General features: G+C 67.5%; 14 protein-coding genes. 9 read left to right on the top strand and 5 right to left on the bottom strand.

The window, feature by feature from the left end; translation table 11 throughout:
• The coding region (locus ABWP84_RS08120) for a zinc ribbon domain-containing protein (protein ID WP_353211514.1) at positions 1-912 on the top strand (912 nt) is incomplete at its 5' end.
• A 132-nt stretch (positions 913-1,044) separates the two neighbouring features.
• On the opposite strand, the gene ABWP84_RS08115 is transcribed toward ABWP84_RS08120, so the two are convergent.
• Positions 1,045-1,764: a M48 family metallopeptidase gene (locus tag ABWP84_RS08115; protein WP_353211513.1), complete on the bottom strand. Its 720-nt coding sequence runs from the start codon at positions 1,762-1,764 to the stop codon at positions 1,045-1,047.
• A gap of 138 nt (positions 1,765-1,902) precedes the next feature.
• Here ABWP84_RS08115 and hisF point away from each other — a divergent pair, with 138 nt between their 5' ends.
• The 4 genes from hisF (at position 1,903) to ABWP84_RS08095 (ending at position 5,378) form a co-directional block, all read left to right on the top strand.
• Positions 1,903-2,685: an imidazole glycerol phosphate synthase subunit HisF gene (gene hisF, locus ABWP84_RS08110; RefSeq protein WP_353211512.1), complete on the top strand. Its 783-nt coding sequence runs from the start codon at positions 1,903-1,905 to the stop codon at positions 2,683-2,685.
• Complete coding sequence (locus tag ABWP84_RS08105; protein WP_353211511.1) at positions 2,685-3,284, top strand: phosphoribosyl-ATP diphosphatase; 600 nt, start codon at positions 2,685-2,687, stop codon at positions 3,282-3,284. Before hisF ends, ABWP84_RS08105 begins: the two co-directional genes overlap by 1 nt.
• 13 nt (positions 3,285-3,297) lie before the next feature.
• A complete protein-coding gene (locus ABWP84_RS08100) occupies positions 3,298-3,672 on the top strand; it encodes an HIT domain-containing protein (RefSeq protein ID WP_353211510.1) in 375 nt (124 codons plus the stop codon).
• Positions 3,673-3,881: 209 nt separating this feature from the next.
• Positions 3,882-5,378 carry an ABC transporter substrate-binding protein gene (locus tag ABWP84_RS08095; RefSeq protein WP_353211509.1) on the top strand — a complete coding sequence of 499 codons (1,497 nt, stop codon included), beginning with the start codon at positions 3,882-3,884 and terminating at the stop codon, positions 5,376-5,378.
• 225 nt (positions 5,379-5,603) lie between these two features.
• Here the strand turns inward: ABWP84_RS08095 and ABWP84_RS08090 are convergent, their stop codons facing one another.
• Complete coding sequence (locus tag ABWP84_RS08090; protein WP_353211508.1) at positions 5,604-6,581, bottom strand: tripartite tricarboxylate transporter substrate binding protein; 978 nt, start codon at positions 6,579-6,581, stop codon at positions 5,604-5,606.
• Between the two features lie 208 nt (positions 6,582-6,789).
• On the opposite strand from ABWP84_RS08090, the gene ABWP84_RS08085 reads away from it, so the two are divergent.
• Positions 6,790-7,572 (top strand): hypothetical protein, encoded by a 783-nt coding sequence (locus ABWP84_RS08085; RefSeq protein WP_353211507.1) that lies wholly within the window; start codon positions 6,790-6,792, stop codon positions 7,570-7,572.
• Here ABWP84_RS08085 and ABWP84_RS08080 read toward each other — a convergent pair whose 3' ends face one another.
• A complete protein-coding gene (locus ABWP84_RS08080) occupies positions 7,573-10,110 on the bottom strand; it encodes a DUF4175 family protein (RefSeq protein WP_353211506.1) in 2,538 nt (845 codons plus the stop codon).
• Positions 10,107-11,450 carry a diaminopimelate decarboxylase gene (gene lysA, locus ABWP84_RS08075; RefSeq protein WP_353211505.1) on the bottom strand — a complete coding sequence of 448 codons (1,344 nt, stop codon included), beginning with the start codon at positions 11,448-11,450 and terminating at the stop codon, positions 10,107-10,109. Before lysA ends, ABWP84_RS08080 begins: the two co-directional genes overlap by 4 nt.
• Positions 11,451-11,540: 90 nt before the next feature.
• On the opposite strand from lysA, the gene ABWP84_RS08070 reads away from it, so the two are divergent.
• A complete protein-coding gene (locus tag ABWP84_RS08070; protein ID WP_353211504.1) occupies positions 11,541-12,377 on the top strand; it encodes a GNAT family N-acetyltransferase in 837 nt (278 codons plus the stop codon).
• A gap of 269 nt (positions 12,378-12,646) precedes the next feature.
• Here ABWP84_RS08070 and typA read toward each other — a convergent pair whose 3' ends face one another.
• Positions 12,647-14,476: a translational GTPase TypA gene (typA, locus tag ABWP84_RS08065; RefSeq protein ID WP_353211503.1), complete on the bottom strand. Its 1,830-nt coding sequence runs from the start codon at positions 14,474-14,476 to the stop codon at positions 12,647-12,649.
• Between the two features lie 189 nt (positions 14,477-14,665).
• On the opposite strand from typA, the gene ABWP84_RS08060 reads away from it, so the two are divergent.
• Both ABWP84_RS08060 and ABWP84_RS08055 read left to right on the top strand, forming a co-directional pair.
• Positions 14,666-15,586, top strand: coding sequence for a DMT family transporter (locus ABWP84_RS08060; protein WP_353211502.1), 921 nt, complete (start codon positions 14,666-14,668; stop codon positions 15,584-15,586).
• A gap of 94 nt (positions 15,587-15,680) precedes the next feature.
• Positions 15,681-16,349 (top strand): class I SAM-dependent methyltransferase, encoded by a 669-nt coding sequence (locus ABWP84_RS08055; RefSeq protein ID WP_353211501.1) that lies wholly within the window; start codon positions 15,681-15,683, stop codon positions 16,347-16,349.
• Positions 16,350-16,408: the final 59 nt, after the last annotated feature.

Genomic DNA, 16,408 nt, shown 5'->3' with positions numbered 1-16,408 from the left:
ACTGCTATATTGGCTTCCGCGGTCGGAGTGATGGAGGACCGCCCGCGGCTTGCCGAATACCGAATCATTGATGACGCGGTCTGGGCGGTAGTTCAGGCAAGGCTGGACGCTGATGCCGCGCCGCCCAACGCTGGTACGGGGCAGCAGAAATTTTGGGAGAAGCGCCGCGGCCGCTACCTGCTGTCTGGCAGGCTGATTTGCGGAAAGTGTGGAGCTCCCTTCGCGGCCAATACCAGAAAGACCTACACCTGCAACAACGTCCAGCGTGGCATGTGTGACAACCGCGCAGCGATCTGCCGCGATGTTCTTGAGGAACGAGTGCTGGAGACACTTGCTGAAAAAATGATGGACCCCGAGGTCGTGCAGGCATTTGCAGAAGAGTTCGCTGCGGAATGGAACCGCTTGACGACGCAACTGCAGGCGGCAGCTCCAAAGCTGCAGCGTGATCTGGATGTCGCCGAGCGGAGGCTTGCCAATCTGCTTGAGGCCATCGCTGATGGGCTGAGAGGCCCGCGGCTGCAGGCCAAGCTCGAAGCCGCGGAAGCAGAAACGCAACGGCTGCATGCTGCCATCAGCAATGCCAGGCCGGCGATAATCCGGATTAGGCCCGATATCGGTGCCGTATACCGAGCGAAGCTCCAAGGATTGCGAGCGGCACTTGCCGCCGCCGACAATCCAGCTGCGCTGGAAGCAGCCCGGGCCCTAATCGAGCGCGTCATCATTCATCCGGCTGGAAGGCGCGGGGTGCCTGACATCACGGTGGAGGGACACCTCGCCGCCATGCTCGACATGGCACAACCAGGCCTTGGCAGCGGCGCGGCTTCAGAGAGCTCGAGCGGCTTGGCCAGGGCTATCTCGACTGAAGTGTCCAACGCTCAAGATCTGATAGGCAGCATCCGCGAACCGGATTGAGGCAATGGTCCAAATGCGTTGCGCCGCGTGTAGCCGACATCACACGATCAAAGCAAGGTGTTGGTAAAAGAAGGACCGAGGGGCAAAGCCCCTCGATCTTATCGTCCCCCGCCTTCGTTACGCAGCAGCCCGCTAACCGATCCGCATCAACCGCCCGGCATTCGCCTTTAGCCACAAACTGGCCGCATCCCGATGCGGGGTGCGGCTCTCCACCAGCGCCCAAAAGCGCGGCGAGTGGTTGAGTTCGCGCAAATGCGCCACCTCATGCGCCACCACGTAATCCAGCACCCAATCCGGCGCCATCACCAGCCGCCAGGAGAAAGCGATGGTGCCATCCGGGGCGCAGCTTCCCCAGCGGGTCTGGGTATCCTTCAGCCGCAGCGCGCGCGGCCGCACCCCCAGCGCCTCGGCATGCACCGGCAGCACAAGGCCAATGCGCCGCGCCGCCTCGGCGCGCAGGCAATCCATCACCCGGCGGGGCAGAAATTCCAGCCCGCCACCCACCACCACCCGCCCCGGCTCGATGATCCCTCCCCCGCGGCACTCAGGGTCATGGACAATAACATGTGGCACATCGCCAATGGGCACCGCCCCCCCGGGCTCCAACACCACCGGCGCCTCAATCGCGCCCAGGCGTTCGGTGACCCAGGCGGCATGCTCAGCCAGCAGCGCCATGCCCAAACGCCGATGGGCGCGCATCGGCAGCGTCACAATCACCGCGGCATCTCGCGGGGAGATTTTCAGCGAGACCCGACGCGCCCTGGCCGAGCGCCGCCACAGCACCAAACAGGCCACCTCGGGCAGAAAAGCCCGGGGGCGCAACAGAACTGTCTCCGTCTCATCGCCGATCATGCATGGTCATTGCCAAATTCACGCGCGCCGCGCCAGAACCACGTGCAAAACACCTTGACCCGACGCTAAGCGCAGCGCATCGAAACTCTGCCGTTGCAAGCGCGGCCAAAACTCGACAATTTGCAAGGTCATCTGCTGGTGCTTACGCTTCGTGTAATTCCATGCCTGGACGTGAAGGAAGGCCGCGTCGTCAAAGGCGTCAATTTCGTCGCCCTGCGCGATGCTGGGGACCCGGTGGAGCAGGCCTCCGCCTATGGCGCCCAGGGCGCCGATGAACTCACCTTCCTCGATATTGGCGCCACCCATGAAAACCGCGACACCATGCTCGATGTCGTGGCGCGCACCGCAGCCAGGCTGTTCATTCCGCTGACGGTGGGTGGTGGCGTGCGCAGCGTGGAGGATATCCGCAAGCTGCTGCTGGCCGGGGCCGATAAGGCCAGCATCAATTCCGCCGCCGTGGCCGAGCCCGAATTGGTGGCCCGCGCGGCCCAGGCTTTTGGCAGCCAATGCATCGTGGTGGCGATTGACGCCAAGCAAGTCTCGCCCGGCCGATGGGAGGTCTTCACCCATGGCGGCCGCCGCGGCACCGGCATTGACGCGGTGGAATGGGCGGCACGCATGGCCGAGGGCGGTGCGGGCGAATTGCTGCTGACCTCGATGGACCGCGACGGCACGAAACAGGGCTTTGACCTGGGCCTGCTGCGCGCCGTGCGCGCCCGGGTGCGGCTGCCGCTGGTGGCCAGCGGCGGCGTGGGCAGCCTGGACCACTTCGCCGAGGGGGCCGCTGCCGGCGCCTCTGGCCTGCTCGCCGCCAGCGTATTCCATGACGGTATTTTTCGTATTGCCCAGGCCAAGGCAGCACTGGCCGCCGCTGGCTGGCCGGTGCGCCCGGCCGAAGCACCCGTGATGGAGGCCGCGTGATGGCCAAGCCCGCAAAGAAAAAAGTCGAGAAGGCCAAGCGCCCCAAGGCGGTGGTCACCCACGCGCTGCCGGCGGTGGTTGAGGCCCCGGCCAAGAATAAGGTGGCAAAGGCGAAAAGCCCGAAGGCCAGCGCCACCGTCATCAAGGTTCTGGCGGCAGCGCCCGTCGCCAAGCCGGTCAAACTCGCCAAGGCGGTGCGGCAGATCGAAAAGCGCTTGCTCAAACCCGCCCATGACAGCGCCGCCGCCGGGGTGCTGGAACGGCTATGGAGCGTGATCGAGCAGCGGAGGGTGATGGGCGATGCCGCCACCTCGCATTCCGCCCGCCTGCTGGCACGCGGCACGCAGAAAGTGGCGCAGAAGCTGGGCGAAGAGGCGGTGGAACTGGTGATCGAGGCGGTGGCGCGCAACCGCGAAGCCACGATCAGCGAGAGTGCCGACCTACTTTATCACCTGCTGGTGCTCTGGGTGGATGCCTCCGTGGCGCCCGATGACGTGTGGCGCGAGCTTTGCCGGCGCGAGGGCATTTCCGGCATCGCCGAAAAGGCCGCGCGGCCGAAAACCATCACGCGCCTGGCCAAGACCCGCAAACTGCCCTGAGGACCAAGCGAGCATGAGCGTGACCGGGCTGCCTCCCTATGACAGCAACAACATCTTCGCCCGCATCCTGCGCGGTGAAATCCCCTGCAAGCGGGTGCTGGAGACTGAGCACGCGTTGGCCTTCCACGATATCAACCCGCTCTCACCCAGCCATATCCTGGTGATACCCAAGGGCGAATGGGTTTCGGCGGCGGATTTCCACGCCGGCGCAAGCGCCGAGGCCATTGCCGGCTTCTGGCGGGCGGTGGGTGAGGTGGGCCGGCCGCTGGAGGCCAGCGGCTACCGCATCCTGTCCAATATGGGCCTCGATGCGGGGCAGGAAGTGCCGCATTTCCACGTCCATGTCTTTGGCGGCCGGCCGCTGGGTCCCATGCTCAAGCGGGGCTGAGCCCGGCTCAATGCAGCGTCACCCCGGTTCCACCCGGTTGGAGACCAGCCCGACAGCGCCGCCGCCCACCACCATGAGGCGGTGGGGTGCGGTCATCTGGGAGGCGTTCAGGGTGAATTCCTGACGCGGGCGGCGCCTTCCTGCGGTCGAGGGCTGGGAGAAAGCTGGGGGCCATGGCTTCTTCGCAATCTTTGCGGCAGGCTAAGCGGATGAGATCATTTCGCCTGCCGTCCGCGGCCCTGCTCTGCCTCATTCTTGCGCTGCCGGCGGCGGCGCAGACATTGCGCATCGGCATCGCCTCGGACCCCGATGTGCTCGACCCCAGCCTCTCGCGCAGCGTGGCCGCCCGGCAGGTTTTTGCGGCGATGTGCGACAAGCTGTTGGATGTGGATGAGCGGGGGCAACTCATTCCCCAACTCGCCACCGCATGGGAGTGGCAGGAGGATGGCCGGGCGCTGCTGCTGAACCTGCGCGCCGGGGTGCGCTTTCATGATGGCGAGGCGCTGGACGCCGCCTCCGCCATGGCCGGGCTGAACCGGCACCTGACCGCACCCGGTTCCACCCGCCGCGGTGAGTTGGGGCCGGTGAGCGCGGTGGAGGTGGCGGGGCCGATGGCGCTGCGCATACGCCTCTCGGAGCCCTTTGCGCCGCTGCTGGCGGCACTGAGTGACCGGGCGGGGATGCTGGTTTCACCCCGCACGCCGATGGAATCGCAGGCCGCGCCGGCCTGTGCCGGGCCGTTTAGGCTGACGCGGCGGGTGGCGCAGGATCGCATCGAGCTGGAGCGCTTCGCCGATTACTGGGACCGGAGCAATATTCACTTCGAGCGGGTGGTCTATCGGCCGATACCCGATACCACTGTGCGCGCTTCCAACCTGCGCGCGGGCGCGCTGGAGGTGATCGAGCGGGTCAGCACCTCCGATCTTGATACCCTCGCCGCCGATCGGCGGGTGCGGGTGGTGGAGGGGCCTTCGCTGGCGGCGTTCTATATCGCCATCAATATGGCCAATGGCGAGCGGGCCAATACGCCGCTCGGCCGTGATGGGCGGGTGCGTGCGGCGCTGGAGGCGGCGATTGACCGTGAGGTGCTGAACCGGGTGGCCTTTGAGGGCCGCTTCAGCCCGGCCAACCAATCCACGCCGCCTGGGCACCCGCATCATATCGCCAGCATCGTCACGCCGCCGCGGGATCTGGCCCGGGCCCGGGCGCTGCTGCGTGAGGCGGGGCTGGAGCGGGTGCGGATACGGCTCTCGGTGCCCGGCACCTCGGATTACACTCAGGCGGCGGAGGTGATTCAGGCCATGGCGGCCGAGGCGGGTATCACCATTGAGATTGTGGTGCTGGAGACCGCGACGCTGCTGCGGCAATGGACCATGGGTGATTTTGAGGCGCTGATCATCCAGTGGTCCGGCCGCACCGATGCTGACCAGAATCTCTGGAGCTTCAATGCCTGTGGCGAGAGCCTCAATGGCGGGCGGTATTGCTCGGCCGAGGCGGATGCGGCGCTGCGCCAGGGCCGCACCAGCACTGACCCGGCGACCCGGCTTGCGGCCTATGAGCGCGCCATGACGGTTCTGCTGCGGGACCGGCCTTACATCTATTTGTGGCACCCCAAGACCTTCTTCGCCCTGCGGCCGGCGCTGGAGGGGTTGCGGCTTATTCCCGATGGCTTGATCCGGGTGCAGGGGCTGCGGTTGCGCGGCTGAGGGGTTTTTCAGCCGGCTGTTTTTATTGCGTTTATCTGCGGCCGGGCTGGGTTGCGCGCAAAATGGTGGTATTCGGACAAATTGCCCCGCAGGTGGGGTGGCGGTGGTGGGGGGCGGATGCGGTTGTCAAAACAGCGCGGCACTTGGCTGATGATATAGGATTATTTGCCGATTTCTGTCAAGCCTGGGGCTGAAACGCCGGCCTTTATGTCCGCGTCAAAAAACTCATTGCAGCCCCAATTGCCGCGCCAATTCACGATAAAGTGCCACTTGGCCGCCAATATAGTCTCGGGTCTCATCAGGCGGCAGCAGGCGCGGCAGGCTGCCTTGGCGCTCCACCTCGGCCAGCCAGGCCGGGTTATGGCGCAGCGCGGCCAGGGCCTGCGCCCAGCGCGCCACCAATTCCGGCGCCATGCCGGGCGGGCCGGCCAGGGCGCTCCAGCCGGTCAACCCCTCCAGGGCGGGAAAACCCGCCTCGGTCATGGTCGGCACCGCGGGGAACTCCGCCAGCCGCACGGGGCCGGAGACGGCCAGGGCGCGCAGGCTGCCATCGCGCAGCCCTAGCGCCAGATCGGGCAGGTTATTGCCGATGAACTGCACCTGCCCGGCCAGCAGCGCCTGCACCGCCTCACCCCCGCCACGCAGCACCAGGGCGGTTGCGGCATCCAACCCCAGCCCGGCGGCGATGAACAATTGCCGCACGCCCAGATCGAGAATGGTGGCGGGGCCGGAGGTGGCAAAGCGCATTTGTCCGGGCGCATCGCGCAGCGCTGCCACCAGCGCGGCCAGATCGGCCCATGGCGCCTCGGCGCGCACGGCGATGGCATAGGCGCTTTGCTCGAGCAGGCCGAGGAAGGTGAAATCATCCCAGGCGAAGGGGGTGCGGCCATCGGTGGCCGGCAGAATGGCCGAAGAGCCAACCCGTGCCAGCAGCAGGGTTTGCCCATCAGGTGCCGCGCGCGCCACCGAGGCGGTGCCGACAGCGCCCGAGGCGCCGGCGCGGTGTTCCACCACAATCCCGGTACGGCCCGGCAGCAGCGCGGGCAAATGCGCCGCGAGGGCACGCGCCGAGAGATCAGCCGAACCGCCGGCGGAAAAGGGCACGACAAGCGTCACCACCGCCTCGGCCGCCCCCTTTGCCATTGCCCCCGGCAGCGGGGCAGCGGCGGCGGATAGCAGCAGATTGCGCCTGGAGCCAAGCATGCTCATCTCCCGTTTCCGCCAGCAGAATGCACCGCCCGAAAGGCGGCGGGGAGGGGCCCGGAGGGGCAAGGCTTGCCCTGCATCTTCACGCCATGCTACTTAATGTTTCATGAAGACCGAGATTGCTCCGTGGACCCCCCAAGGTCTGCGCCACCCGGCCCTCCCTCCGCGCGTGATGGAACCCCCAGCTCCCCATCGCGGTATAACGATGATGACCCTCGCCGCCGTTTTGGCCTGCGGGCCCTTGGCATTTTCAGCGCAAGCCCGGCCGGCCCAGGCCGAGCGCCCTCAGGCCCGCCCTGCCGCCGCCAAGGCGGCCCCTCATGCCGCACCCAGCCAGACCCGCCATGCCCGCGCCCGCCGCCACAACCAATATGCCCGTGCCCCCCGCCTGCCCGACCGGCCGCAGGATTTTCGGCCGGTGGCCAGCGGCGGCAGCTTCGCCGTATCCACCATCTTCCAGGGCTCGCCGCGCGCGGCCTGCCTTGAGGCCACCCGCCGGGCCGAGCATATTCATGGCCTGCCGCCGGGCCTGCTGAGCGCAATCGCGCTCTCGGAAAGTGGCATGCACGCCTATGCGATGAATATTGGCGGCCGGGCGGTGTTTCCGGCATCACCGGACGCCGCTGCCGCGCTGCTGCGCGCCGCCTCGCGCAGCCGCAATGTGATGGCGGGCTGCATGCAGGTGAATGCCCGGCTGCATGCCCGTGGTGAGACCTGGCCGCTTGATGCCAGGCTTTCGGCCGATTGGGCCGGCGGCATGCTGGCCCGCTGGGGCCAGGAGCATGGCTGGGCCGAGGCGCTGCGGCGCTGGCATGGCGCCAGCGCCGGGGCCACCAATCGCCTGGTCTGCCGGGTGCGGGCCAAGATGGAGATCACCCATCCGGGCAGCGCGCTGTTCAGCGAGCATCATTGCAACACCGGGCGCGAGGAGCGCACCCGGCGCAATGGCGAGGCGCATTTCAACAGCGCGCAGGACGAGACGATCTGATCAGAAGCGCCTGAGCAGCCGCTCGATATAGTCCAGCTCTTCGACGGCGCGCTCACGCTCGGCGCCGCGGCGGCGGAGTTCATCGAGGATGCGGCGGCTGCGCATTTGCTCGGCCTCCTCGGGCAGGCGGGTATCGCTGCCCTGATCGGCATTGCCCGAGACATCTCGGGCGCGGCGGCCCAAGGGGTCGCGGCCTTCGCCCATCTCGCTTCCCTCGCCTTCGCCCTCGGCCCCCTCCTCGGTATTGCCGGCCAGATCGGCATCACCGGGCTCGCCCTCACCCTCACCCTGGCCGGGCTGTTGGCCGAATTGGCGCTGGATTTGCTGGGCCATCTGCCGGCCGCCCTCCTGCAGGTGGCGCATGGCGCGGCTTTGCGGGTCTCGCGCATCGCCGCCCTCGGATAGCGCCGCCTGCGCCTCGCGCATCGCCTGGTCGGCGCGGCCGAGTGCTTGGGGCACCTCGCCGGTCAGGTCGCCATATTGCTGCATCAGCTCGCCCAGGGCGCGGCGCAGGGCGCGCTGGCGGCGGGCATCGGCGGTTTGCGGCACGGCTTGGGTGGCGGGGGGCGGATTTTGGGCGCCCTGGCTGCGGCGGAGCTGGTTGCGGCGGGCCTCCTCGGCCTCGATGCGGCGCTGGCCATGGTCGAGCATCTCGCCCTGGCGGCGGAGCATATCCTGCACCACGCCCATTTGCTGCTGGCCGCGTTGGCGCTGCTGCTGGCGCTCGGGGTCTTCGCCGCGGGCCTGGCGGCCCTCCTCGAGGTTGCGCAGCATCTCCTCCAGCTCGGCCAATTCGCGCTCGGCGTCGGGGATACGGTTTTCGCGATTGGCCTCGCGCAGGCGCTCGGTGCGGCGGTTGATCTCGCGCTGATCGGCCCGGTTTTGCGGCAATTCGCTCAGGCTTTCGGCGTTTTCGCGCTGCAGGCGCTCGGCCATGGCTTCGAGGTGGCGGCGGATCGCCTCGCGCAGGTCCTGGATGCGGCGCTCGGCCTGCTGGCGGGCGGGGTCGTTATTGGCACGCTCCTGATTCTGCCGTTCCGCATTTTGCAGCGCCTCGCGCAGGGCTTGCCGGGCCTGGGCCAGGGCGCGGGCGGTGCGGCCCTCGCGGCCTTCCTCCAGCGCTAGCGCCATGTCCCAGAGCAGTTCCTGCGCCTCCTCCACCGCGCCGGCGCGGCGCTGCAACAGGCGGTTGCGCGCCACCCGCAGGCCGAGGGCGGTTGTGGTGTCGTTTTCAAAGGCGTCGGGGGCGGTGGCGAGTTGCTCCAGGGCGCGGCGGGCGGTGTCGCGCGCCTCGGGGGCCAAAGAGAGGTCACGGCGGATGGCGACCAGCGCCCGGGCCACGGGATGGGTGAAGCTGCGCTCGGGCAGGGTGATCTCGACCGGCTCGGAGGCACCCACCTGCCCCACGCCATCCTGCGCGGTGAGGCTGAGGCGCACCGGCAGGCCGGCCCAGGGGTGGGCGGAGAGATCGGGCGATGCGATGCCGCGGGCCTGGCGCGGGGTGCCGGGGGGGAGCGGGATGTCCTGGGTGAGGGGCGGCGCCTCGGGGCGCGCGCTCAGGCGCAATTCAAAGCGCAGGCTGTGCACGCCCCAATCATCCTCGGCCCGCCAGGGGATGCGCAGGGTGAGGCCGCGCTGCGCCCGGGCGGGGGGCTCGGGGAAGCTGGCCAGCGGCGGCGCATCGGCCTGCAAAGCGAGGTTCCATTCCGCCAGCACTGCGCCATCGCGGCGCAGCGTGAGGCGGGCGGGCGCGGTCAGGGGCAATTCGCCGGCGAAGCTGCTGGCATCGAGGCCTTGCAGGGTGATGGTGCCGGCGGGGCCGGTGAGTTCGGGCGCGGTGCCGGGGCGGCCGGAGAGGGTGAGCTTCATGCGGCTGCCGGCGGGGACGGTGGCCTGGCCGCCGCTTGCGGAGAGGAAAATGGGCGGGGCACCGGTATAGGCGGGGGGGGTGACCCAGGCCTCGATCCGCTGGGCGGCAGCGGGTTCAGGCTTGGCGAAGCCAGGCAGAATGGCGCGGCGCAGCCGCTCGGGCGCGGCATCGCCGGCGATGCCGAAGGCGGCGATAAGGGCCACCGCCATTCCGGCGCGCAGGGCCCGCTTGTCCCGCGCTGCGAGGCCGGGGCGGGGCAGGTCCACCCGAAGCTGGCGGATGCGCGCCGCCATGCGGGCCTGATGCGCCTGCCAGATGGCCATCGCCAGGGGGTCATTGCCCGCCGGGCGGTCGGCCATCACGGAGAGGGGACGGTGGCTAAGGCCGGAGGCGCGTTCCAGCCGCCTTTCGGCCGCCTGGGCATCGGGGATGCGCCAGCCTTGCCAGGCGCGGCGCAGCACAAGGGCCAGGGAAGCGGCGAAGGCCAAAAGGCCCAGGCTATGCAGCCAGGGGGGCAGGAATGCCGGAAGGCCAAGCAGGGCCAGGAGCAGGAAAACCCCCAGCACCGCGAGCACCGGCCAGGCGCCGGGCCAAAGCAGCTCCCAGCCCAGGGCCGCACGGGCCAGGAGGCGCCGGACGCGCAGGCCCGGGGGCCCGGCTTGCGTCAAGCACGCACCCAGTCGGGGATGCGGCTGCCGGCGAGCAGCGCCTCATAGCCCTGGCGGGCGCGGATGACGGACCATTCTCCGCCTTGCACCAGCACCTCGGCGGCGAGCGGGCGGGCATTGTAGGTGCTGCTCATGGAGGCACCATAGGCGCCGGCATCGAGAATCGCCACCAATTCTCCGGCTGGCAGGTCGGGCAATGCGCGGCCCTGGGCGAAGGTGTCCGAGCTTTCGCAAACCGGGCCGACCACATCGGCCGGGGCGAGGGGGGCGGCGAAGCTGTGCGGTGAGACGGGCAGGATGCCGTGCCAACTGTCATACATGGCAGGGCGCAGCAGGTCGTTCATCGCGGCGTCAATCACCACGAAGCGGCGCGCGGTGCCTTGTTTTTGGATGACGACGCGGGCGAGCAGGATGCCGGCGGGGCCGCAAATCCAGCGGCCGGGTTCGAGCATCAGCTCCAGCCCCAGATTGCCCAGGCCGGATTGGATGGCGCCGGCCAGCGCCTCGGGCGAGGCAGGGGCTTCATCGCGGTAGGAAATGCCCAGGCCACCGCCGCAATCCACCCGCGGCACGGGTAGGCCCTGCCCGCGCAGCGCCACCACCAATTCGCCGAGGCGCCGATAGGCGGCGGTATAGGCGCCCACGCCCTGGGTGATCTGGCTGCCGATATGCACGGCGAGGCCCACTGGTTCGAGCCCTGGCAGGGCGGCGATGCGGGCATAAAGCGCCGGGGCGAGGGGGAAATCGACGCCGAATTTATTCTCGCTGGTGCCGGTGGTGATCTTGGCGTGGGTCTTGGCGTCCACATCGGGGTTGACGCGCAGCGCCACGCGCATAGTGCGACCCAGGGAGACGGCGAGGGCGGAGAGCATCTCGGCCTCCTCGGCGCTTTCGAGGTTCACCTGGGAAATATCCTCGGCGATGGCCAGGCGGAGTTCGCGCTCGGTTTTGCCCACGCCGGAGAAGACGATGTGGCTGGCGGGAATGCCGGCGGCGCGGGCCTGGCGCAATTCGCCTTCGCTGACGATATCGGCGCCCAGGCCTTCGGCCGCCAGCAGCGCCAACACGGCCAAATTGGGATTGGCCTTGACGGCGAAATGCACTTTTGCTCGCAGCGCCGCACCCTCCAGCGCGCCGGTCAGGGCGCGGGCGCGGCGGCGCAGGGTGGAGGCGGAATAGACCCAGGCGGGGCTGCCCACCGCATCGGCCAGACGGGCGAGGGGGACATCCTCGATGCACAGGCCGGCGGAGGGGTCCATGCGCAGCATGGGGCGCGCGGCGAGAAGCTCGGCGGGGCTGGGGTCGGGGGTGGTGGGGGCGGAAGCGGGAGTGGAGGCCATGGCTCCAGCATGGCGTCTCCGGCGGCATTCGCAATGGTCAAATCGGCGGGTTGGTTTTCGAAATGTGCTGGCATCGCCTAAGCTGGCCGCATGCTGAATATTCGCACGATGACCGCGCCAGAGGTGATGCTGGCGGTGGAATGGGCCGCGGCCGAGGGGTGGAATCCGGGGCTGGCGGATGTGCCGGCTTTTCTGGCCGAGGATCCTGGCGGGTTTCTGCTGGCCGAGGAGGCGGGGCGACCGGTCGCTTGTATGTCCGCGGTGCGCTATGGCGCGGGTCTGGGGTTTATCGGCTTCTATATTGTGGCGCCGGAGATGCGCGGGCGGGGCCATGGGCTGGCGCTGTGGCGGGCGGGCATGGCGCGGCTGGAGGGGCGGGTGATTGGCCTTGATGGCGTGGTGGCGCAGCAGGGGAATTACCGCAAATCGGGTTTTGCGCTGGCCTGGAACAATGCGCGCTACACCGGCATGACGCGGCCGACACCGCCGCCTGTGGCGCTGCCGCTGGCCGCTTCCATGCCCTTCGAGGCGCTGGTGGATTATGACGCGGCGTGTTTTGGCGCGCCCCGGCCGGCGTTTTTGCGGGCATGGATGGAGACGGAGGGGCACCTCGCCCTCGCCTTGCCCAGAAGGGATAATGGGGGAATGCGCGGTTTTGGCGTGGCGCGACCCTGCCGCGAGGGGGTGAAGATTGGCCCGCTCTTCGCCGAGACCGAGGCCGATGCGGCCCTGCTGCTCGCGGGGCTGGGGCAGCATGGCCACGGCATGCTGACGCTGGATGTGCCGGAGAACCATGAAGCCGCGGTGCGGCTGGCGCTGGGGCTTGGCATGGCGAAGGGCTTTGAGACTGCGCGGATGTATGTCGGGCCGGTGCCTGTGATGGCGCGGGAGAAAATCTTTGGAATTACCAGCTTTGAACTGGGCTAGGAGGCTGCTGGAAGACGGTCAGCGCGTGGAAATAAGATCGAGGGGCTTTGCCCCTCGAGCACCCCAGCAGGAAACTTAGTTTCCTGCACCTTCGTTAGATTATTGATATACCCAGTTCATCAAAGGTCCAGGAAAATCGTCGACATACATGTCGACCCTGGTGTGAGAGCTCGAGAGGGCAAAGCCCGGGCTTTGCCCTCTCGCTCTTTTTTCCGGTCATCAGCCTTTTAAGCACCCTGCTGGCGGTTCCAGCAGCTGCGCCCACCATCTCAGGCCGCGGCGCTTTCCGAACGCTTGGCGTTCTTCTTGCGCTCATTGGGGTCAAGGTAGCGCTTGCGCAGACGCACGGCCGAGGGCGTGACCTCGACCAATTCGTCATCCTCGATATAGGCAATCGCCTGCTCGAGGCTCATGCGCCGGGGCGGGATCAGCAGCAGCGCCTCATCCTTGCCGGCGGCACGGATATTGGTCAGCTTCTTTTCCTTGATCGGGTTCACGTCCAGATCGTTTTCGCGGCTGTTCTCGCCCAGGATCAGGCCTTCATAGACCTTGTCGCCGGGGTTCACGAACAGCGTGCCACGCTCCTGAAGGGCGAAGAGCGCGTATTGCACCGCCTCGCCATCGGAGTTGGAGATCAGCGAGCCCTTGACCCGGCCCTCGATATTGCCAGCCCAGGGCTGATAGCCGGCGAAGAGCCGGTTCATGATGCCGGTGCCGCGCGTATCGGTCAGGAATTCGCCGTGATAGCCGATCAGCCCGCGGCTGGGCATGATGAAGGTGATGCGAACCTTTCCGCCACCGGAGGGCCGCATGTCTTGCATCTGCGCCTTGCGGATGGAGAGCTTTTCCACGACCACGCCGGTGAAGCCTTCATCGACATCGACCAGGACTTCCTCGAAGGGCTCTTCCTTCTCGCCGGTCTCCTCATTGGTGCGGGTCAGCACGCGGGGGCGGCCGATGGTGAGTTCAAAACCCTCGCGGCGCATGGTCTCGATCAGCACGCCGAGTTGGAGTTCGCCACGGCCGGCGACTTCGAAAGCGTCGGTTTCGGTCGAGACGGTGACGCGGATGGCGACATTGCCCTCGGCCTCTTTGGCCAGGCGGTCGCGGATCTGGCGGCTGGTGACCTTCTTGCCCTCGCGGCCACCCAGCGGGCCGTCATTGACGCGGAAGGTCATGGCGAGGGTCGGCGGATCGACGGGCACGGAGACCAGCGGCGCCATCACCGAGGGCTCGCAAATCGTGTCAGGGATGGTGGCATCCGACAGGCCGGCGATGGCGATGAAGTCGCCTGCCTGCACGCTCTCCACCGGCACGCGCTCCAGGCCACGGAAGGTGAGCAGCTTGGTCAGGCGGCCGGTCTCGATCTGCGTGCCATCGGGGCGCAGCACTTTGACCGGCATGTTCAGGCGGGCGACGCCCTGCTCCACGCGGCCGGTGAGGATGCGGCCGAGGAAATTGTCGCTCTCCAGGATGGCGGCGTTCATCGCGAAGGGGAGCGTGGCGTCCAGCCCGGGCTCGGGCACATGGCGCAGGATGAGGTTGAACAGCGCCGAGAGGTCTTTGCGCGGGCCGTCGATCACCTCATCCGCCCAGCCCTGGCGGCCGGAGGCGTAGAGCATGGGGAAATCGAGCTGCTCATCCGTCGCGTCGAGGGCGGCGAAGAGGTCGAAGACTTCGTTGTGGACTTCTTCGTGCCGGGCGTCCTGACGGTCGATCTTATTGACGATGACGATGGGCTTGATGCCGCGCGCCAAGGCCTTGCCGAGCACGAATTTGGTCTGCGGCAACACGCCCTCGGCGGCATCGACCAGCAGGATGGCGCCATCGACCATGGAGAGGATGCGCTCCACCTCGCCACCGAAATCGGCGTGGCCGGGGGTATCGACGATGTTGAGCTTCACGCCTTCCCATTCCACGGCCGTGCATTTGGCCAGGATGGTGATGCCGCGCTCGCGCTCGAGATCATTGCGGTCCATGGCGCGTTCGGCCACGGCTTGGTTTTCGCGGAAGGTTCCAGCCTGCTTGAGCAGCTGATCCAGCAGGGTGGTCTTGCCGTGGTCAACGTGCGCGATGATGGCGAGGTTACGCATGGACATATGAAAAGGGCCTTCAGGCGGTGAAAGGCTCGCCATAACAAGCACCCGGGCCGCGACTGCGAACCGGGGTGAGAAATGACGGGCCTTGGGGCTTGTTGCGAAGCCACATAGGCGTCTGGGCGGCGAAAGGCCAGAGGAAAATTGGCCATGGGCATCAATAGGCGGGGGTGGCTGCAATGGCCTGGCCGCATGGCAGTTCCCGCGCGGCGGTTTGTGGCCGATGATGGGGTTGTGATCAGCACCAACTCAGCGCTTTTCGGCATTGCCCTGCAACTCATTGCCCTGGTGCTGTTTGTCTGCATGGACACGGTGTTCAAGCTGCTGACCGGGCATTTCGCGGTGGCGCAATTGGCGTGGTCGCGGTTTTTCTTTTCGACGCTGACGGTCTGGCTGTTTTTTTGGCTGACCAGCCGGGGGCGGGTGCCGTGGCGTTCGCGCGCGCCGGGGCTGCAGGCGGCGCGCAGCCTGACGCTGACGGGCTGCACCTTTTTTTTCTCCTCGGCGCTGGTTTTTCTGCCGCTGGCCGATACCACGGCGGTGAATTTCGCCGCCCCCCTGCTGAGCGTGGCGGCGGCGGCATTGTTCCTGGGGGAAAAGGTCTCGCCCCGGCGCTGGCTGGGCGTGGGTTTGGGGTTGGCGGGGGTGATGGTGGCGGTGCGGCCGCCCTTTATCACCGGCGAGGCGGCGCCCCACCCGGCCTATTTGCTGCCGCTGGGCTCGGCGGCGCTTTTCGCGCTCTACACCATCCTCACCCGCCAGCTGGCGGCGCGCGATGACCCGCGCACCACCATCCTGCACACCGGGCTAGTGGCGACGGTGGTCTCATCCCTCGCCCTGCCCTTCGTTTGGATATGGCCCAGGCCCTTCGAATGGCTGCTGCTGGTGACGATTGGCGTGATCGGCGGTGCGAGCCATGGGCTGCTGGTGCTGGCCTATGCCCGGGCGCCGGTTTCGGTGCTGGCGCCGCTTTCCTATTCGCAGCTTGTCTGGGCCGGGGTGGCGGGGTGGCTGGTCTTTGCTGACCTGCCGGACCGCTGGACGCTGATGGGCGCGGCGGTGATCTTCTGCGGCGGGATTCTGGCGGTGCTGCCTGATCGGCGCCGGCCATGATTGACACACAAAATCCATAAAACTGAAATCCGCTAGACATCAAACCGTAGCGGGACTATCGCAGCCTCCGTAAGGCCGGAGAAGAAATACATCCATGTCCATTATCGGTATCACCCAGGACAGGGACCATCCTCGCGCCGCCCTGGATGCGGCCTCGGTTCGGGAAGCCTATCGCCGCTGGGCGGGGGTTTATGATGTGGTGTTTGGCGGGGTCTCGGCCTTTGGGCGCAAGCGCGCCGTGGCGGCGGTGAACCTGCTGCCGGGCCCGCGCGTGCTGGAGGTGGGTGTGGGCACGGGGCTGGCTTTGCCGCTGTACCGGCCCGACCTTGATGTGGTGGGCATTGATCTCTCACGCGAGATGCTGCTCAAGGCGCAGGAGAAGGTGGGCGAGCAGGCTTTGGCCAATGTGCATGGCCTGCTGGAGATGGATGCCGAGAATATGGCCTTCGCATCGGGCAGCTTTGACATTGCGGTGGCGATGTTCACCGCCTCAGTGGTGCCGGATGCGAAGAAGCTCTTTGCCGAAATGTCGCGGGTGGTGCGGCCGGGTGGGCATTTGCTCTTCGTCAATCATTTCGCCGCCGAGAATGGTTTCCGCTGGTGGGTGGAGCGCAGCATGGCGCCGCTGGCACGGGTGCTGGGCTGGCATCCCGATTTCATGATCGAGGATTTGCTGGACCCGGCGGTGACAAGGGTGGAGAGCCGTGACCCCTGCCCGCCTGCCGGACTTTTCACTCTTGTGAAGGTTCGCAACGCCGATTAATGCCCGTTTCCTTGGCCTGCAGTCGTTTGTCATGATGCGGGAGGGCAAAGGAGTGGGGC

The sequence above is a fragment of the Rhodovarius sp. genome, from assembly GCF_040399605.1.
Lineage (GTDB): Bacteria > Pseudomonadota > Alphaproteobacteria > Acetobacterales > Acetobacteraceae > Rhodovarius > Rhodovarius crocodyli_A.
Note: the sequence above shows the minus strand (reverse complement) of the source record. Positions and strands in the feature narration are given on the sequence as shown.

Bases quoted from the DNA above. Each gene is read 5' to 3' on its own strand.
- lysA (WP_353211505.1), bottom strand. From the start codon at position 11,450: ATGGCCTCCACTCCCGCTTCCGCCCCCACCACCCCCGACCCCAGCCCC.
- ABWP84_RS08095 (WP_353211509.1), top strand. From the start codon at position 3,882: ATGAGATCATTTCGCCTGCCGTCCGCGGCCCTGCTCTGCCTCATTCTT.
- ABWP84_RS08090 (WP_353211508.1), bottom strand. From the start codon at position 6,581: ATGCTTGGCTCCAGGCGCAATCTGCTGCTATCCGCCGCCGCTGCCCCG.
- ABWP84_RS08100 (WP_353211510.1), top strand. From the start codon at position 3,298: ATGAGCGTGACCGGGCTGCCTCCCTATGACAGCAACAACATCTTCGCC.
- ABWP84_RS08070 (WP_353211504.1), top strand. From the start codon at position 11,541: ATGCTGAATATTCGCACGATGACCGCGCCAGAGGTGATGCTGGCGGTG.
- typA (WP_353211503.1), bottom strand. From the start codon at position 14,476: ATGTCCATGCGTAACCTCGCCATCATCGCGCACGTTGACCACGGCAAG.
- ABWP84_RS08060 (WP_353211502.1), top strand. From the start codon at position 14,666: ATGGCAGTTCCCGCGCGGCGGTTTGTGGCCGATGATGGGGTTGTGATC.
- ABWP84_RS08085 (WP_353211507.1), top strand. From the start codon at position 6,790: ATGATGACCCTCGCCGCCGTTTTGGCCTGCGGGCCCTTGGCATTTTCA.
- ABWP84_RS08105 (WP_353211511.1), top strand. From the start codon at position 2,685: ATGGCCAAGCCCGCAAAGAAAAAAGTCGAGAAGGCCAAGCGCCCCAAG.
- ABWP84_RS08115 (WP_353211513.1), bottom strand. From the start codon at position 1,764: ATGATCGGCGATGAGACGGAGACAGTTCTGTTGCGCCCCCGGGCTTTT.
- ABWP84_RS08055 (WP_353211501.1), top strand. From the start codon at position 15,681: ATGTCCATTATCGGTATCACCCAGGACAGGGACCATCCTCGCGCCGCC.